Annotated in this window: 16 protein-coding genes; 12 read left to right on the top strand and 4 right to left on the bottom strand. The window is 40.2% G+C overall.

Annotation, left to right across the window (positions count from 1 at the left end; genetic code table 11):
* The first annotated feature begins 7 nt into the window (after window positions 1-7).
* The 4 genes from cydC to QPK24_RS13060 all read left to right on the top strand — a co-directional run bounded on the left by cydC (window position 8) and on the right by QPK24_RS13060 (window position 5,050).
* A complete protein-coding gene (cydC, locus tag QPK24_RS13075) occupies window positions 8-1,768 on the top strand; it encodes a thiol reductant ABC exporter subunit CydC (RefSeq protein ID WP_285741698.1) in 1,761 nt (586 codons plus the stop codon).
* Between the two features lie 209 nt (window positions 1,769-1,977).
* Window positions 1,978-2,784, top strand: a complete 807-nt coding sequence (locus QPK24_RS13070; protein WP_285741696.1) for a polysaccharide deacetylase family protein — start codon at window positions 1,978-1,980, stop codon at window positions 2,782-2,784.
* A 276-nt stretch (window positions 2,785-3,060) separates the two neighbouring features.
* The gene (locus QPK24_RS13065; protein WP_285741694.1) at window positions 3,061-3,588 is read left to right on the top strand and encodes a sigma-70 family RNA polymerase sigma factor; all 528 of its coding nucleotides are present in this window, start codon (window positions 3,061-3,063) and stop codon (window positions 3,586-3,588) included.
* The gene (locus QPK24_RS13060; RefSeq protein WP_285741692.1) at window positions 3,575-5,050 is read left to right on the top strand and encodes a DUF4179 domain-containing protein; all 1,476 of its coding nucleotides are present in this window, start codon (window positions 3,575-3,577) and stop codon (window positions 5,048-5,050) included. The genes QPK24_RS13065 and QPK24_RS13060 overlap by 14 nt, the downstream gene beginning before the upstream one ends.
* A 99-nt stretch (window positions 5,051-5,149) precedes the next feature.
* On the opposite strand, the gene QPK24_RS13055 is transcribed toward QPK24_RS13060, so the two are convergent.
* Window positions 5,150-5,467 carry a MazG-like family protein gene (locus QPK24_RS13055; RefSeq protein WP_285741690.1) on the bottom strand — a complete coding sequence of 106 codons (318 nt, stop codon included), beginning with the start codon at window positions 5,465-5,467 and terminating at the stop codon, window positions 5,150-5,152.
* A gap of 85 nt (window positions 5,468-5,552) precedes the next feature.
* On the opposite strand from QPK24_RS13055, the gene QPK24_RS13050 reads away from it, so the two are divergent.
* The 5 genes from QPK24_RS13050 to QPK24_RS13030 all read left to right on the top strand — a co-directional run bounded on the left by QPK24_RS13050 (window position 5,553) and on the right by QPK24_RS13030 (window position 9,358).
* Window positions 5,553-6,134, top strand: coding sequence for an LOG family protein (locus tag QPK24_RS13050; RefSeq protein ID WP_285741688.1), 582 nt, complete (start codon window positions 5,553-5,555; stop codon window positions 6,132-6,134).
* Between the two features lie 436 nt (window positions 6,135-6,570).
* Entirely contained in the window at window positions 6,571-8,010 is a 1,440-nt protein-coding gene (locus tag QPK24_RS13045) for a stalk domain-containing protein (protein WP_285741686.1), read from the top strand.
* Between the two features lie 46 nt (window positions 8,011-8,056).
* A complete protein-coding gene (locus tag QPK24_RS13040) occupies window positions 8,057-8,479 on the top strand; it encodes a hypothetical protein (protein ID WP_285741684.1) in 423 nt (140 codons plus the stop codon).
* 13 nt (window positions 8,480-8,492) lie between these two features.
* On the top strand, window positions 8,493-8,801 hold the full coding sequence (locus QPK24_RS13035; protein ID WP_285741683.1) for a hypothetical protein: 309 nt from the start codon (window positions 8,493-8,495) through the stop codon (window positions 8,799-8,801).
* Window positions 8,802-8,932: 131 nt separating this feature from the next.
* The gene (locus QPK24_RS13030) at window positions 8,933-9,358 is read left to right on the top strand and encodes a hypothetical protein (RefSeq protein WP_285741680.1); all 426 of its coding nucleotides are present in this window, start codon (window positions 8,933-8,935) and stop codon (window positions 9,356-9,358) included.
* Window positions 9,359-10,043: 685 nt separating this feature from the next.
* Here the strand turns inward: QPK24_RS13030 and QPK24_RS13025 are convergent.
* Window positions 10,044-11,747, bottom strand: coding sequence for an RICIN domain-containing protein (locus tag QPK24_RS13025; RefSeq protein ID WP_285741678.1), 1,704 nt, complete (start codon window positions 11,745-11,747; stop codon window positions 10,044-10,046).
* A 359-nt stretch (window positions 11,748-12,106) separates the two neighbouring features.
* Between QPK24_RS13025 and QPK24_RS13020 the strand changes: the two genes are divergently transcribed.
* Together QPK24_RS13020 and QPK24_RS13015 are read left to right on the top strand one after the other, a co-directional pair.
* Window positions 12,107-13,387 carry an SGNH/GDSL hydrolase family protein gene (locus QPK24_RS13020; protein WP_320416893.1) on the top strand — a complete coding sequence of 427 codons (1,281 nt, stop codon included), beginning with the start codon at window positions 12,107-12,109 and terminating at the stop codon, window positions 13,385-13,387.
* A gap of 55 nt (window positions 13,388-13,442) precedes the next feature.
* The gene (locus tag QPK24_RS13015; RefSeq protein WP_285741676.1) at window positions 13,443-14,228 is read left to right on the top strand and encodes an AAC(3) family N-acetyltransferase; all 786 of its coding nucleotides are present in this window, start codon (window positions 13,443-13,445) and stop codon (window positions 14,226-14,228) included.
* A 142-nt stretch (window positions 14,229-14,370) separates the two neighbouring features.
* Here the strand turns inward: QPK24_RS13015 and QPK24_RS13010 are convergent, their stop codons facing one another.
* Together QPK24_RS13010 and QPK24_RS13005 are read right to left on the bottom strand one after the other, a co-directional pair.
* Window positions 14,371-14,952, bottom strand: a complete 582-nt coding sequence (locus QPK24_RS13010; RefSeq protein ID WP_285741674.1) for a hypothetical protein — start codon at window positions 14,950-14,952, stop codon at window positions 14,371-14,373.
* A 499-nt stretch (window positions 14,953-15,451) separates the two neighbouring features.
* Window positions 15,452-16,237, bottom strand: a complete 786-nt coding sequence (locus QPK24_RS13005; protein ID WP_285741672.1) for a glucose-1-dehydrogenase — start codon at window positions 16,235-16,237, stop codon at window positions 15,452-15,454.
* Window positions 16,238-16,494: 257 nt separating this feature from the next.
* On the opposite strand from QPK24_RS13005, the gene glpX reads away from it, so the two are divergent.
* The gene (glpX, locus tag QPK24_RS13000; RefSeq protein WP_285741670.1) at window positions 16,495-17,613 is read left to right on the top strand and encodes a class II fructose-bisphosphatase; all 1,119 of its coding nucleotides are present in this window, start codon (window positions 16,495-16,497) and stop codon (window positions 17,611-17,613) included.
* Window positions 17,614-17,765: the final 152 nt, after the last annotated feature.

The following is a 17,765-nucleotide window of genomic DNA, read 5'->3' as shown; positions in this document are numbered from 1 at the left end:
GAGATTTATGCAAAAAAACAAAGAGCAGCCAACCTGGGTTGCTTCCTACGTAAGGGAATATGCTTGGTTGTTTTTGCTTATCATTATGCTGTCCTTTTTGTCCGCTGGCTGTGCCGCTGCTATGATGTATACCGCAGGCGCGCTAATATCAAAAGCAGCACTGCGTCCGGAAAATATACTCATGATTTATGTACCCATTGTACTTGTTCGAACCTTTGGATTTGGTAAAGGTGTTATCCAGTATGCAGAACGGTTGCTGAGCCATAGTACGATTTTAAAAGTGCTTGGACAAATGCGAGTAAGAATGTATCAAACGATCGAACCCCACGTGCTGACGGTTCGGCGCAGTATTAGTACGGGTAGAGTGTTAGGGCTGTTAGCAGAGGATATCGAGCGGCTACAAAATTTATATTTGAGAGCACTTCTGCCTTTATGTTCTTCCGTTTTGCTCTTTGGTATTGGAATCACTGCGCTTGGGATGTATGATGTGAAGTTTGCTTTATGGTTAGGATGTTTTGTAGGTGTTCTCGCTTTTATCATCCCTTGTATCGCACTCTTCAGTACCATAAGACGAAGACAGGAATGGAAAGAGCATCGCAGTCGTACTTATCAGGAACTTACGGATGCGGTACTCGGATTGACTGACTGGATTATGAGCGGACAGAGCGGCCGATTTATAGAGAAATTTAAGCAAACACAGCTTGCATCCACGCGTATTAATCAATATTTAAGAAGATATGACTGGCGGCTGAACTGGTTAGTTTATAGCCTATCTGGCCTGGTTATCATTTGTATGACTTTATGGGCGGGTAATTTTGCGGCAGAAGGAAAGCTAGACGTGGTATGGATTGCTGCGTTTGGCTTGGTAGCCTTTCCGCTAATGGATACCTTGCTTCGGACGGGTAATGCCATTATGGAGCTTCCGGAATATCGTAGTTCTATCGAGCGAATCAAGCAGATGGAACAAGATGCTAACATGGTTGCTCAGGAAATGAAATGTCGAGAGGCTGCGGATAAAGCAGCATCTTTTGATAACCTAGAGTCTGCTATGCTTGAATTGCAGGAGGTTGGTTTCAGGTATCCTGGATCCGAAGAATGGGCAATTCGTCAGGTGAATTTACAAATCCCTCAAGGTAAAAAGGTGGCAATTCTAGGGAGAAGCGGTTCTGGCAAGTCAACACTTCTTCAGCTGATCCAAGGGTCGATCTTATCTTCTGAAGGCAGCATACGAATCAATGGAGCTCCAGCAGATGGGGGACAGAATAACTTATTCTCTTTTCTCAATCAGTCCCCTTATTTATTCGATACTTCCGTTGCGAGTAATATACGGCTGGCATGTCCAGACGCTGATGATGAGCAAATACATCAAGTGATTCAGATGGTAGGACTTGATCGTCTTATCGGTGGTCTTCCGCAAGGCATTCATACTTCTATGCATGAGGCAGGGAGTCGTTTCTCAGGTGGGGAAAGGCAGCGTATTGCTTTGGCGCGTGTATTGCTCCAAGATCGTCCCATTGTGTTATTAGATGAACCTACTGTGGGATTAGATCCGATCACAGAGAAAAAACTGATTGATACTATACTTGATGTGCTGAAGGATCGCTCACTTGTATGGGTTACACATCATCTAACGGGACTTGAGCAAATGGATGAGATCATTTTTATGGAGGATGGATTCGTAAAAATGAGAGGAAGTCATCACACGCTGATGGCAAATGAAAGATATCGAAATCTTTATGAGTTGGACCATTTTTCATATTCATTTTGATGGGAACACTGTAAGGTTATCCGACGAGCTATGATCATGATTTAAATTAGAAAAGGGCGAATGTTGGCTGTCATTAAATGAGATGATAGCGATCATTTACGCTCTTTTTTTTATACGACAATCAAATATTTCCTTATTATGTAATTTACAGTCTGCTTGTGTGATACAATTTGTAGGTCATCATCATATGAAAAAGGAGCTGTATTCCTATGCCCAAAATTCTTAGCTGTTATCCGGAAGGTAAGCTGAAAGCACTCACGATGAGTTATGACGATGGTGTCCTGTCTGACAGGAGACTGGCTTCGATCTTTAACAAGAATGGAATCAAGGGAACCTTTCATATTAACTCAGGGATGTTTGGCGATACAAGGTACCGGGCCCGGCTGAGTGAAGAAGAATCTCTCGAAGTGTATCAAGGTCATGAAGTATCGGTACATACGGTTACTCATCCTTCGATTGCCCGCTGTCCTAAGGAGCAAGTTCTCTATGAAATCATGGATGATCGAAAGAATCTCGAACGGCTATTTGGGTATCCGGTTAGAGGAATGTCTTATCCTAATGGTTCGTATAGCCAGGAGATTATCGAAATGCTGCCTGTTTTCGGAATTGAGTATGCAAGGGTGGTGCAGACAACGGGCGGATATCAGCTTCCAGAAAACTTTTTGGAGTGGAAAGCTACCTGCCACCACAATCAGAATTTGATGCAGCATGCCGAAACGTTTGTGTCACTGCCTCCAAAGAACATTAACCTGATGTATGTTTGGGGTCATAGTTACGAATTTGATGATAAAGACAATTGGGATGTCATAGAACAGTTTTGCGATTATATTGGCGGGCGAGAAGATATATGGTACGCCACGAATATAGAGATCGTTGATTATGTAAAGGCATACAAGAATCTTAGATTTTCAGCAGATCAACATTTAGTCTTTAACCCTTCTGCTCAGAGTGTGTGGATCCTGCTCGACGAGCAGCCTGTTGAAATTCCTGGGGGACGCACGCTAACGTTATTCTGATCTGTATAAATTCGTTCACTAAAATTAATTGAATAATCGAAAAACGATAGTGTAATTAGGTTTAAAACAAAGCTACCTACATCCTGGGTAGCTTTTTACATTAAGTTTAGCATCATAGGTCTAAATAGGACCTAAACTGAAAGTTATTATAGTTATAGTATGCCTAGCCTTAAGGAGTTTGTATTTTGAAATTATTAATTTTATTTTTCCTGAGAACCAAATCAACCCTTTGATGATCTAATTTATAGTTAGATAGGAAAGGAAGGGGGAGGAAGCGTGGATTTATCGGAGAAAGCAGAGCTTGCAATACAAGGGGATAAGGAAGCTTTCATGGATTTAATACAAGCGGTACAGAAAAGTCTATTTGTTATAGCAAGATCCATCGTTAAAAACGATGAAGATTGTGCAGATGCCTTACAGGAGACCATTGCCAAAGCTTTTACTAATGTACATACACTTAAAGAACCCGCGTATTTCAAAACATGGATCATTCGGATCTTGATTAACGAGTGTAATCGAATTATTAGGAAGAACAAGCGAGTATATCCCATTCCGTATGATTTGAGAAAAACATCATATAAAGGCGAGTATGAACAAATCGAGCTGTTTGAGGTAATTGATGACCTGAATGAAGAACTTCAAACTATGGTGACTCTTTTTTATATTGAGGATTTATCTGTCAAGGAAATATCTAAAGTACTTGAAGTATCCGAAGGAACAGTAAAATCACGTTTATTTAGGGCAAGAAAGCAATTATCCGAGCTCTTACTAGGGAAAGGAGAAGACAAGTATGAATTATCATGATCCGGTTGACCGTGAGCTCAAACAATTGTTAACGTCAAAAACGCAAGAGTTAGTCGTTCCTGATACAGTACAGCTTGCAGTGGATAACGCGCTTTCTTCACTATCTAAACAAAATGTGAAAAAGAGGGTTCCTCATAAGGGATGGAGATGGGTAGCTGCAGTCGTAGCTCTCTTGTTTGTTCTAGGTACGGTTTCGATGTATACAGTGCCAGCATTTGCAGAAATGTTCCGGTCTTTATTTTCCAAGGACAACCCAGATATCGGACTTCTACGAGCACAAGAATTGGGGCTAGTGTATAATCCGCATATTAAAGAAAAGGACGAAGGTTATACGCTGGTGATTGATGAAGCTGTTGCAGATCCTACCCGAGTGACAATTGCTCTTCAACTTTTCGATAAGAATGGGAAGCATGATCGGGACAAGCTGGTCCTTGGAGATTCAAACAAGATTTCGATCAAAGATGCTAAAGGAAATGTAGTAGGGAGTATGTATGATATGGGTTACACGAATGATTTTTATTATATGGTTGCTTTCTTTAGTGAACCGCTGCAGACAGACAAGATCACGATCGAAGGGAATATCGAGGCACTTGGGCGTAAGAACGATCCTTTAATAGAAGGAAATTGGGACTTCAGCTTTGATATAGATATGCAGGAGGCAAACAGGGAAACTAAAGTAGAGGAACTGTCAGGAAGCTACACAACACCTCACGGAATGACTATCACTTTAAAAAGACTAACAAGAATGGTTCAGGGAGTACGCATGGAACTTGAGACCGAACTTAATGATACAGCAATGACAAGATCACCCGGTGAATTATGGAAAAATCAAATGTTGAGCTTTCACTTCGAAACCATAGAGAATGAAGAGATTCATTCGGTGAATCCAAGAAAAATGGGTTATATGGACAGTCTAATGACATCTAGCCATACAGTGATCGAAAACGGAAAAATACGTTGGAGTTATACTTTTAAGTATCTTCCTGAGAACGAACCGTACCGTTTTGTCTTGGATGGATACTCGGTCGCGGAATTGGATGGTAGCAAGATTTCTTTTAAGCCGTCGGAGCTGTCAGAGCCTCAAGTTTTTAAAATTTTAAATGATACAGTTGAGCTTGTTGGGACTTCGCTTGAGAAATCGCAAATCGATGATAGTTCGTATGAAATGGCCGTCTCATTCTATGGGGAAATGGAAAATGAAATAGGTTATGAGGTATGGAAAGCATACGATTTGGCAGGCAATCCGTATGAGATTAGTAAGAGGGGGGTGTCCTCATTAATAAATGCTCTGGCTAATAGTTGGAGAGATGGATTGATTGGTATGGGCGATCGAAACACTCAGCAGCCTTATGAATTCCGAATTGCGGGGTTAGATCAAATTCCAGAGGAGATTACCTTGGTCAGGGAAGTCGTGAATAAACGATATAGTGATGATCTTAATTGGTCCGTATTAATTGAATGATATAAAGAGAGTAAAGGTCATAAAATGAATACTAGTGGTGAAATAAAATAGGGTCACCTCTTGCTTAAGAAGCAGGGTGACCCTATTCTATACTTCTTTCTATTCTGAATATCGCTTAGAAAGCTTATTTTTATGGGATAGTAAAATATCTTCAAGAGAAATATTATATTTATTTGCTATCACAGTGAGATTGCCTAGAACATCGCCTAATTCCTCTGTTAATTCTTGCTTCTTTTCCAAATAGGAACCGGATATTTCATCTGGACGATCTCTGCCGATTTCCAAATCTCTTATTGCGCGTGCCACCTCACCCGTTTCTTCTGCTAAAAACCCAATTCGAATGAAAATATCTAACTCAGACCATCCTCTTTGTTCATAGTATTGCTGAACCCACATCTGAAATTCTCTTACATCCATATGTATTCATCCTTTCTATTACTCTATGTAGTTTAACATATAACAAGTTTTTTGATACAATATATGGTATGAGGGGGAGAATTAAATGAGAAAAATAGCTGTATTTTGTGGATCGAGCGATGGAACAAGTGAGGAGTATAAGGAGGCGGCTAGGAGATTAGGACAGGAATTAGCAAGACGTAATATTGGTCTTGTGTATGGAGGAGCCAGTGTTGGGGTCATGGGAGCCGTAGCAGATGCCGTCTTAGAAAACGGGGGTCATGTTACTGGCATCATGCCTAGATTTCTAGAAGAAAGAGAGATATCACATAAAAGTTTAACAGAACTTATTGTAGTAGAATCCATGCATGAAAGAAAAGCAAAAATGGCTGAACTAGCAGATGGCTTTATCATGTTGCCTGGCGGTCCAGGTACTCTGGAAGAGTTCTTTGAGATTTTCACATGGGCTCAATTAGGACTACATCAAAAACCCTTTGGTTTTCTCAACGTGAATCGATATTATGATCCACTGTTAACGCTATTTAATCATATGGTGAAAGAGGGCTTTCTACAGGAGAAATACCGAGGTATGGCGATATCTACGGAGGATATAGGTGAACTTCTTCAACTATTCCATACTTACGAACCTCCTGCAATCAAAACATATATTACACGGCAACAGACATAAGTTAGACAGCGATGGATTTAGAATCATTTAAGGGGGATGTCTATCATTGATTCCCTCTTAAATTTCATATTAGAGCATTCACCAGATGGAGATTGAGGTGTTCACCTCATCCGTAACCCATCATAGTGAGGTGCTCTTTTTTTATTAGTTGAATCAATTTTATAGTACCTATAGTTGCTTTAATCAGAAGTATGTATAGATCAAAATGGTTCTATTTGTCTATATATACTTACAAATTTATCGGTTTAATAAGATATGAAATTGATTCGGTTGTGAATTATTTGAAACATTCTCTTATTCTGGTCCGTTAACTTTTATAGAGAAGTTGCAGAGCATGTATATATGCAGTTAGGTTATCCAAAATACTGGTGGTTAGTTATTGGTTTATTAGATTTTGGCTGATAGGTAACTCAAAGTTACAGGAAAGGGAATGGATATGATGAGGGGTCGAACTTTTAAAACAGCAGTACTCAGTGGACTGATAGCGGTGGTTATTTTGTTAATACCAACGAACCTCTATGCTTCAGATCTATCAGGTAACAACGAGAAGATATTGTCGGATATCGTAGCGATCTCTGGAGGAGAGAGGGCAGTTTATGCGATCAAAAGAGATGGTACAGTCTGGGCATGGGGTGGTTTTCGAGATAGCGGGTTGCTCGGAAACGGATATACGGTTCCATCTACGTCTCCTGTTCAGATGAAGATCGACAACGCGAAAGATATTGCAAGCGGGTCTAGACATACACTGATCTTAAAAAAGGATGGTACAGTCTGGGCAACGGGATCAAATGAAGATGGACAGCTTGGTATTGGGATGACATCTTATGACAAGGCACTAGAACCTGTACAGATAAAAGAGTTAGTAAATGTGAAGGCGATTGCCGCTGAAAGTAATCAGAGTCTGGCGCTACTTGAGGACGGTACAGTGTGGCAATGGGGAAAGACAGATCGAGTAAATCCCCCTTCTAATAAACCCGTTAAGGTTGAAGGTCTTTCTTCTGGTCTGGATATTTCGGCTGGTAATGGATCGGCGATGATGCTGGATAACCAAGGAAAAGTACATGTATGGGGAACGAGGCTATATGACACGAACCCAGACAAATTAAGAAACCCAACAGCAATAAGTGGATCAAAGGAATATACGGCAATTGCTGCTTCTCAACAGAGAGGAGCTGCTATACAAACAGATGGAACCGTATGGACATGGAACAACTCTAAACAGTTTCCTACTCCGGGGGAACTGCTGAATCCGGTAAAAGTCCAGAGGACAGAAAATGCGCGTCAACTTGTCGGCGGCAGCAGCTCTTTTTTTAGCATCATTAAAAAAGACGGTACAGTCTGGACATGGGACAGTTACTGGGATAAAACCTCTTCTTACAAAGCTTTACAAGTTAAGGGAATCAATGATGCGGTGGATCTGGCAAGCAGCCAGTTTAGCGGTCATTACGCACTTCTCAAAAACGGGACAGTTATGAAATGGACCATGGAACTTGGAGAGCCATCTGAACCAAAACCTGTTAATGCTCCTATAAGCGTGGTCATGAAAGGAGAAACACTAAGTCTAGTTATTCCACCGATCATTATTAACAATATTAGCTATGTACCGCTACGAGGAGTATTCGAACCGCTAGGCGCTACCATTGAATGGAACCAAGGTAACTTCACAGGTGTGGTGAAAAAAGACGATATTACGATTGAGATTAATACTTCTTCTGAAGGAATGAAACTGAACGGTAAGAGTTTAACGGGCGAGCTGAAACCAATAAGTGTGAATTACGTGACAATGGTTCCTCTTCGCTTCCTTTCAGAAACGTTAGGAGCCGAAGTCAAGTGGCAGTCAGATAAAAATACCATTTATATTAATCTACCAAAGTGAAGATCAGAAACAAGACGAGAATAAACTTTCTGCAAGGAGATGAAAAATGATAATGTATCTGATCGCACACAAAAATGTGGGGATTATTAACCAGCTCATTGATATTTATAGACAATCAGAAGTCTTATTTTCAAAAGAACAAAGTGCTGATGCTCAGCGGAAGATAAATGTTGCAACCATAAAATCGATGCTAGAACAAGTTCTTTCGAATTGTGATCTTCAAGATTTGAAAACTATTTATGCGGTAGCTTCCATTGGAAATCATGAAAGAGGGGAAAGACATCATTTTTATAATAACACGGTAGAAATGATTGTAATTGACATTAAAGAGAATGAGGAAGAACTTCTAAATAAGCATAGTAGGTATATCGCACTGCTTTCGTATGAAGAGTTAATGGACTTCTTTTTTCACCGAGTAACCCTGGCTCCCGGATTAATTGAGGGTATGAAAATCCTAAAACTGACTTGAGGTGATTCTTATTATGATTATTGCGATTATGATACATGAGGATCCGTTTTATTATAATGTAATCGAAGAGATTGGTACTAATTTAGAGGAGTTACAACATGAGTTTGATAGCTGGATGAGTACGATCGAAGGAAATCACCCATTTAGAATATATACAGAGTTGGTGGAAAGTGATGGAAAGATATCATTTGCTGATTATGTAAATGTCTATGGTCCAGATGACTTTATCGGCTGGCTTAATATTGACAAGTATAATGATAAAGTTGCAGTTAGGGTCAAAAATACAGGTGATATCGTGCCTGAAGCAACAATATCTTTTTAATTGGTGTTGAAGATCACAACTAATACAAATATTACGCGTATTAATTCATAGTTATTAATGAACATAGAGGGATTCAAATTGTAGAAAATTAGTATTGATTACTTGAATTCTTTAGAGGAGCTTAGCCAACAATGAGTATACACAAAGTAGATAAGCGAAAAGCACGGAGAATAAAACGCAGGGCTGCTGCAAAGTTACGAAACAGTAGTCTTGTTAACGAACTGAACGACATTGAAGTCGGGAGGATCTTTGGGGAAGCTTTATTCTCTTTTCTAAAAGAACATCGACACAAGCCGCGTTTCGAACTTTGTACGATTAGCAGAGACCAAGGTTTAACTTGGACAGAGGAGAATATAAATGTAGCTATCACCGACCCGAATTTGTCCATTTTAAAGGTGGGGGATTGGATTAAAAATAGAGAAGATGAAAGCATATCTGTTGTTGTCGCTAATGAAGGCGAGAATAAAATACATGGTGCCTTTCAGGATGAGCCTGATTCCCCTCTGTATCTCCCAGAAGGTCATTTATACAGGAACGTAATAATTAGTAGCTTCTAAAATCTAGGATAAAGAGAATAAGAAGTAAAGTTAACTTAGGATTTAAGTTTACTCGAATGAAACAATATGAAACTAACCAGTGATGCTAACTCAATAAATTAAATAATGCAACAGTAGTCAAGTATCCGGCTACTGTTTTTTCTTACGCTCTTATCAAATTTTATTTACCACTAGATTTCCTGACAGAAAAGAAATCTGTTTTCAACAGATTAACTTTGCAACCAAGGAAATAATTATAAACTTACAGCAGAATAATGAAACCAGTTCTGTCATATATAACACCGACTTAAACCGTATTATAGTAGAATCTTTTTTTCATGATCCCGTTTTGAGTGCCGCGTTTAAATGGGAAATCAACGAAGAAATGATTACATACATGGCGGGATATCCTGAATCTTTTAAGTTGATATAATGTACTACAAAAATGTCTTTCCCTAATAAAGAAACTGCGCTTGACTGTTTCTACTCTGGTTCTAAACTGACGGGTATCCCACAAGAATTCTATAGAGCTTGGATGTTAAAAAATATATGTGAGAGTTACAGTGTTTGTTTATTTCACGAATGGGTGCGCAAAAAGCCTATTAGATAAAATAGAAAAATAACCGGAACTGGGTTCAGTTCCGGTTATTTTCTTTACATTTATTTTCGTATTTTATTGTGTGATCTTTTCAATTCAATCATTTCCTTAATCCACTTTGACTAATTGCCATTGTTGATTAAGATTGCCGCGGTATAGGTTTTGCTGCAGCTTCGCCCCGTCAGCCGTTGAGGAACCAGCTACTTCTACAGCCTTATTGCTATTCATATTAAGGATGCTCCAATACCCGCTGCTTAGCTTAATTAATCTGAACTGTTGCGCGGTATTGCCTAAGTCCTCCCATAACTGAATGGGTTCCCCGTTGTTTTTCGTTCCGTTTCGTACATCCATGACTTTTTTGTCAGATGAACTTACACTGCTAAGTTTGTAAAAATTGTTGTAAGTGCCTAGGTCCTGAACCACCCAGCGCTGAGCTGTTGCATTATTATCAGGCCACTGCTGAAGCTGTAGTCCATTTGTATTCTGACCTCCCGGCACGTCAATGGCTTTACCGGAAGCTCGATTGATTAGTTTATAGGTGTTGCCGGATGTTATTCCGTTCCAGATCCCATTCCACGGGTTCATCTGCGCACGCTCATAATACCATTCGAAAATGAAACGAGCCATGCCATCCCGAGAAGTATTTCCGTCATACAACAAACCGGCCGTTGGGTCCGCAAAAGTACTTCTTGGGCCTGTACCAAGCAAAAATCCATTCATATGAACGGCAATACTGACATTGCCTGCAGTCGTGAAGATCGCTTTTGTGTTTTTGCCAAAACCTTCATTGGAACCATTAAACAACTCCCAATAGGAAGAGTCTCCAGGAAGTGTTTTGAACCAAGTTGTTTCTGTAATGTTAATAGGATATTTATCAGCACAAGGCTTGATATTGGTATCCCATTGTTGCTGCAAAATGGAATAGTCATCTTTAGCACCGTAACCTGGATACCAATGGACAGAATAGCCGATGTTGTTCAGCGGATCGGTTAGCGGGTGAGATGCGCACAGTTGATAGTACTGATCCCAGCCTAATCCTGCTGCCCAAATCACATTATCTGCACCTTTGCTTCGTATCGTTGAGATCATGGAGTTCTGGAAATCATTAAGTGCACGCCAGTGATCTACAAAATCAGACTGGCCTGGATGACCTCCCCACTTTCCATTAGCATAAGACAGAACCGGTTCATTAACGAGTTCAAACATCACGTTATCTGCGCTCTTAATCTTCGGCTGGGATGCGAGATAGCCCCAGATTTGATTGAACTTATCAAGATTTGCTTTTGTGGTGGCTTGATTGTCTTTTAGTGTAAAATCAAGTCCAATGGTTACATAAACGCCTCTAGTCTTGGCATATTCAATATAAGGAATAAGGACGTTTTGCGTAAAAGCTTGTGCACCAGCAAAATTGTATGTGCCTGCTGCAACATCGCCCATGTCCTCTCTGTCGATAAATAGGCGAACCTGATTCATATACCATCCATGGCTGTTTCCATATTTCGGAGAAGTGTCGGTAAACGTATTCGTAATATCCTTTAAATATTCCAAAATTGCTGCATGTCGGTTACCGCCGTTACGATCTAAATAGTAATTACTAGCCTGGTAAGTCCAGTAGGAGCCCCCTGGTTGATGCCATCCATTTAATATAACGGTTTGGCCGCTGCTGTTTACCAGCTGGTTTCCACTAACGTGAAGCTTTGGTGCAGGCACACCTTCCCATGCATTTGCCGTCTGTCCGTTCAGCAATAAGGGGATCATAAGGGTTACCACGAGCAGGCATTTTACTGTCCAGATCATACTTCTCCTCTGCATTAATCAGTCAACTCCTTCTTGATTTTTTGCGTTCCAAGTATGTGTGACTATGGCTGCTGGATAAAAGGAAAATCACCTCCATTTCTATGAGTATCCAGTGCAGATATGAAGTTCAAAGCAACTAGATAACCCAATATTGTATGCGCTTACAATAGGAGTGTACAATCTTAGTAGAGAAGATAACAACCTGTCAAAATATTGATGTGTGGTAGTTTCATGATTCAAACCATTATTGACAGGTAGGCGCAACTGAAAATTAAAGATACAATGATGGGATAAACTCTTAAACCGGCACACCCAAAACCTTTATGATTACTTAGAAGATTCCTAATAAGACGCAATCGAAAGGATGATGATACATGTCTAACTCTGCACCGGATTCAATGAATGAAGCGAAGGGTCCGACAGCACCCCGCGATCCCTCTCAAGTTCCTTTACCTTTGGATGAGCCTGCAATTGATTTTGAATCGCAAGCCTATCGTAATATGATTGATAAGTCGCTTTTATCCAAAGGGAATAATTACAGACTGAAAAAGGCAATTGAGAAAGCAAAACGTGGCGAGCTTGTCACAGTGGCTTTCATTGGAGGTTCAATTACTCACGGGGCGGGTGCAGTACCGCTTCATCTTAATTGTTATGCTTACCGGTCATATGATCTATTTAAGCGTATGTTCGCTGGAGAAGATGGAAGCTCCGTACGCTTGATTAAAGCAGGTGTGGGGGGGACACCCTCAGAGCTTGGGATTGTTCGTTATGAACGAGATGTGCTGAGAGATGGTGCAGCCGAGCCGGATATCGTGGTCATAGAATTTGCTGTGAATGATGCTGACGATGAGACAAAAGGGAATTGTTACGAGAGTCTTGTCCTTAAAGCACTTGGTGCAGAAAACAAGCCGGCGGTCATCCTATTGTTCAGCGTGTTTGAGAGTGATTGGAATCTTCAAGATCGGCTCGCTCCAGTCGGCTGGCATTATGAGCTGCCTATGGTCAGTGTGAAGGATGCCGTAGTAGATCAATTTCAGTGGACCAAGGAACAAGGAAACGTTATTTCTAAAAAAGAGTTTTTTTACGATATTTATCACCCAACCAATGCAGGACATCAGATTATGAGCGATTGTCTTGGAAAGTTATTTGAAGAGGTTGACCAATCTTCACCTGACATAGAAGATGATGCGAGTGGGAAGCCGCCGCTGATCGGAAATGATTTTGTAGATATTAAACTGCTGGATCGCCTGAACGGTGACCGTATTGCTGTAATTGATGAAGGTGGCTTTCAGGAGGCAGATACTGATCTGCAGAAGGCAGAGATGGATGATCACTCATTTGGCACCCCATTATTTCCTAATAATTGGATGCATACAGGCACATCAGACAAACACTATTTTAAAATGACCTTGCGAAGCAAACGGCTCATCTTGGTTTTTAAAGACTCGGGAAATGAGGATTTTGGAACTGCAAGTATTTGGGTCAATGGTAAACAGGTGAGGACAGCAGATCCGCATAAGGTAAATTGGACTCACTGTAATGCGATTTTATTATACAATGAACAGAAAACGGATGAGCATACGATTGAGATTAGAATGGAAGATAACCAGGAAAATAAGCGATTTACCATTCTAGGTTTCGGTTATGTGTCCTAAGTAAAGATTACCGCCTGCAAGTTTGATATAATAGTCCACAGAGAGGGGGATAAATATGCACACGATAGAAAGTTTAATGAAACAATTAGAACAGTTGAATATTGATAGGGAAGGTACGTTGTTGATACATTCATCAATGAAAAGTATGGGTCAAGTCGAAGGCGGTGCGGACACCGTTTTGGATGCATTTACAGAGTATATGAAGGACGGTCTGTTGGTATTGCCTACCCATACATGGTCTTACATAAATGGTGATAACCCAAGATTTAATGTAGAAGATTCACCTTCCTGCGTTGGAATCCTGCCTGAGCTTTTTCGTAAACGGCAAGATGTCGTGCGGTCGTTTCATCCCACTCATTCGGTGGCAGCATTAGGTCAGGACGCTATAGAATTCACTAAGGACGATCATCGTTTTGATACTCCCTGTGCGAGAGGTTCTGCCTGGGGGAAATTACTTGACCGACAAGCGACCATATTATTAGTTGGGGTCGATTTAAAGCGTAATACTTTTATTCATGGAGTGGAAGAGTGGGTGGACATACCAGGCAGATTAACGGATGCCCATGAGATGCTTTATACCGTTTTACCTGGTGGAACCGAAATTTCTGTACCGTCCCGCAGACATTGCGGGTTATCGTGGTCAGAACATTTTTGGAAAGTAGATGAGGTTCTTGAAGATAACGGTGCGATGGTTAAAGGACAGCTTGGAGATGCCACTGTCAGGGTATGTGATGCAGCTAAGACTGCGAGCATCATCACAGAAATGCTTGAAGTAAATCCGGATTTATTCTCAGATAATAACCCCTTGGATCGTGAGTACATATTAGTGAAGTCCGTTTAGTAACATGTAAATATCTTACAATAAAGCTATAAAAGAAAACGTAAAAAGCAACCACTTTATTAAGGTGTGGTTGCTTTTTATCTGCTCATTTTAGTCTAAAGATTGGGGTCGTATCGCATTCTTGTACGAAAGATATGAACTTTTATTGTAACGCTTGAAGCACAGCTTCAATTTCTTCAACTGTGAAATTCTCTAGCGCCATTTTTTGTAGTTTCTGTTTGTTTTCTTCGGTAAGCCCTTCAGATGCGATTTCCTTGACATTTTTTAGATCGGATACGGATACTCGGCTAACGACGAATTTTAAAGCCTCATCTTGATTTTTAAACACCGTATCCTCTTTGTCCTCTTTATTATCTTTAGAGGAGGGTTCTACTGTGTTATCTTTCGCACTATTGTTTGTTGAATTGTTTGTGTTTTTTGTTGAATCGGTTGTGTTTTTAGTTATATCTGAACTATCATTTTTGGTTAAGTCTTTAATCTCATCTTGAATTATATCTTTGTTTTCATTTGCTATATTTTTTAAATCGTTTGTTAGATTTTTGGAGTCACCTGTTAAATACTCTTCTTTCAATTGATTAATTGCTTGTTCTACTTCCGGCTTAGCTAGTTCTGCTGATATTTGATTTGCAGCCGTATGAATTACGGTATTATATGCCCACTTTCCACCGAAGAAAAGCACAACAAGACAAGCTAGAAGGATGATCCAAGTTTTTTTCTTACGCATAAAATCCTCTCCTTATTCAACGATCATACCATACATGTTAAACAATATAGAAGTCCTTATAGTTTGTTTTATCTTTTAATACTATTTTCTCAATAATTGTAAGTGGAATCTATGAAATAGGATTTTGATCATCGGAATAAAATAAGAAAAACAATATTAAGAAACCTAGGGGATTTATTTTACGGAGATGTTAATGACTTTACTGATGTTTTGCAAAGATTTGACAGTATTGAAAAAGCAGAAAAATAAGGGGAAAAGATCGAACTGATCGATAAGGATAGAGTAAAAATGTAAAAAAAGAGTACGAATAACAACGAAAAGTTATTATTTGTACCCTTTATATTTTTCAACTGTTATAGCAAATCTCATTTCTATAAGAATACCATTCGAAGAAAGAACTAGTTATATGTGTTAGGTCTAGCCATCTATTTAGTAAAGCTTCTCAAGTGAATGAGCTTTTCAATTAAATAATGAGTTAAAGGAAACCATCTACGTTAATTTAACCATTACCGCCTTGGAAGGAAGGATATTTCGTCATTCCTCCATCAGCAAAAATAGTAGTACCCGTCACATAGCTGGATTCGTCTGAAGCTAACCAAGCTGCTACGGATGCGATTTCTTCCGGCTTCCCAATATAACCGATCGGTATCAGATCCTGAACAGCGGCTCTCGATTTTGGATCTGCAAACTTCACAGCATTGATCGGGGTTTCGATAGCACCTGGCGCGATGTTATTGATTCGAATGCCTTTAGGTGCAAATTCTAGCGCCAGCGTTTCAGTCATTAATTTGACGCCGCCTTTGCTAGTTGCGTAATGGACAAAATGAGGCCATGGGATCTGCTCGTGAACACTAGATATATTAATGATTTTCCCTTTAATTTGATGATCCAGCATGTAACTGATTGCTTCACGGCATCCTAAGAAGGTACCGGTCAGATTTACATCAATTACTTCTTTCCAATTCTCGAGTGTCATTTCTTCCGATGGAACTTCGTTCTCAATTCCCGCATTATTCACCCAAATATCAACTGACCCAAAGTTTTCATGTGCGCTTTGTATAAGTGCTTTTATATCCTCTTCTTTAGAGACGTCGCCTTTCTGACTGATCGCACGGCCTCCATTTTGGACAATTTCTTGAATGATCTCTTTCACGTTTTCTTCTTTGCTGTGATAATTAATGACTACATTTGCTTTCTCCCGGCCGAATCTTAGCGCCATGGCTTTTCCTAATCCTGTAGATGCACCTGTAATGATGACTGTTTTGCCTTCCAATTCTGTATACATAGTAACCTCCTAAAGAATGAATAAGTTTAGCTGTCTATTATTATTAAACTATTTACATAAAAGTAAGCAGGTTAGCTTTGAATTTTAAAGATCAAGAGGTATTGTGATTCTGAAAACAGATGATTTTTAAAAAGAGTATGAAGAAATATTCATCCAATATTCATCCAGTTACACACAAAACATGGTACTTATTGGTAGATTTATAATTCTAATTCTATTATCATAAGTCTCAAACGGAAGAAAGGGTGTGTAGTTAAGTGGAACGTGAATTGGCGCTTGAGATCGTTAGGGTAACCGAACTTGCAGCACTAGCTTCTGCTCCTTGGATGGGCAGAGGGGATAAGAACAGTGCGGATGAGGCAGCGACTTTGGCGATGCGCGCCATGTTCGATTCGGTATCTATTAAGGGAACCGTAGTCATTGGAGAAGGTGAAATGGACGAAGCACCCATGCTCTACATTGGCGAAGAGGTTGGGAACAGTGAGGGACCTGAAGTGGACGTTGCAGTTGATCCGCTGGAAGGAACGGAAATTGTAGCAAAGGGGCTTAACAATGCACTCTCCGTTATTGCAGTTGCGAATAAAGGAAATCTGCTTCATGCGCCCGATATGTACATGGAAAAGCTCGCTGTTGGTCCTGCACTCGTAGGAAAAGTAAGTATTGAAGATCCCATAGATGTGACCATTCGCAAAGCTGCTGCAGAGTTAAACAAGAATATTTCTGACCTGACCGTAATGATCTTGGATCGTGATCGTCATGAGAGCATTATTAAGACACTACGGAAGGTGGGCGTGCGAATTAAATTTTTGAGTGACGGTGATGTGGCAGGAGCCATGGCACCTGCATTTCCCGAAGCAGGTATAGATATCTATGTGGGTTCAGGTGGAGCACCTGAAGGAGTACTTGCGGCAGCTGCGTTGTCTTGCCTTGGCGGCGAAATCCAGGGAAGACTCATGCCTGCTAATGCGGATGCATTTCAGCGCTGCTTAAAGATGGGAATTGCAGATCCTTATCGAGTGCTTACAATGGAGGACATGATCGGCAAAGACGATGTTATTTTTGCGGCTACCGGAGTGACCCCTGGTGAAATCCTCGGCGGAGTAAGATATCTTGCTGACGACAGAGCGGAGACACATTCCATTGTCATGAGAGTCAAAACCAAAACAATTCGCTACATACGAACACAGCATTTCCTTCCAGGGAAGGAAGTACTTCATAAGGTTAGAAAAGCACAAGCGGCAGAGGAATCAGAGGAAGCGAGTGAACTTAAGCAACAGGTGAAGGTACAAAAAGAGGAGAGTCTCGCTGAGTCATTGAAAGTATCCGTAAGAGAAACAGGACAAGAGCCAGTGATAGAAACATTGGAAAAAGGCTGATGTTCAGGTCTGTTTGAGTAGCGAGCAGAATATGCGTTTGTGGTCTTCGAGAACATTAGAATTCCTTTATTCTATAGAAGAAGACCATAAGCGCTATTTTTTATAATAAAAGGTTCACGATGGTATAATCATCTTGCTAATACTTATTATTG

The organism is Paenibacillus polygoni (assembly GCF_030263935.1).
Classification (GTDB): domain Bacteria; phylum Bacillota; class Bacilli; order Paenibacillales; family Paenibacillaceae; genus Paenibacillus; species Paenibacillus polygoni.
This window is presented reverse-complemented; position numbering and strand designations above follow the sequence as displayed.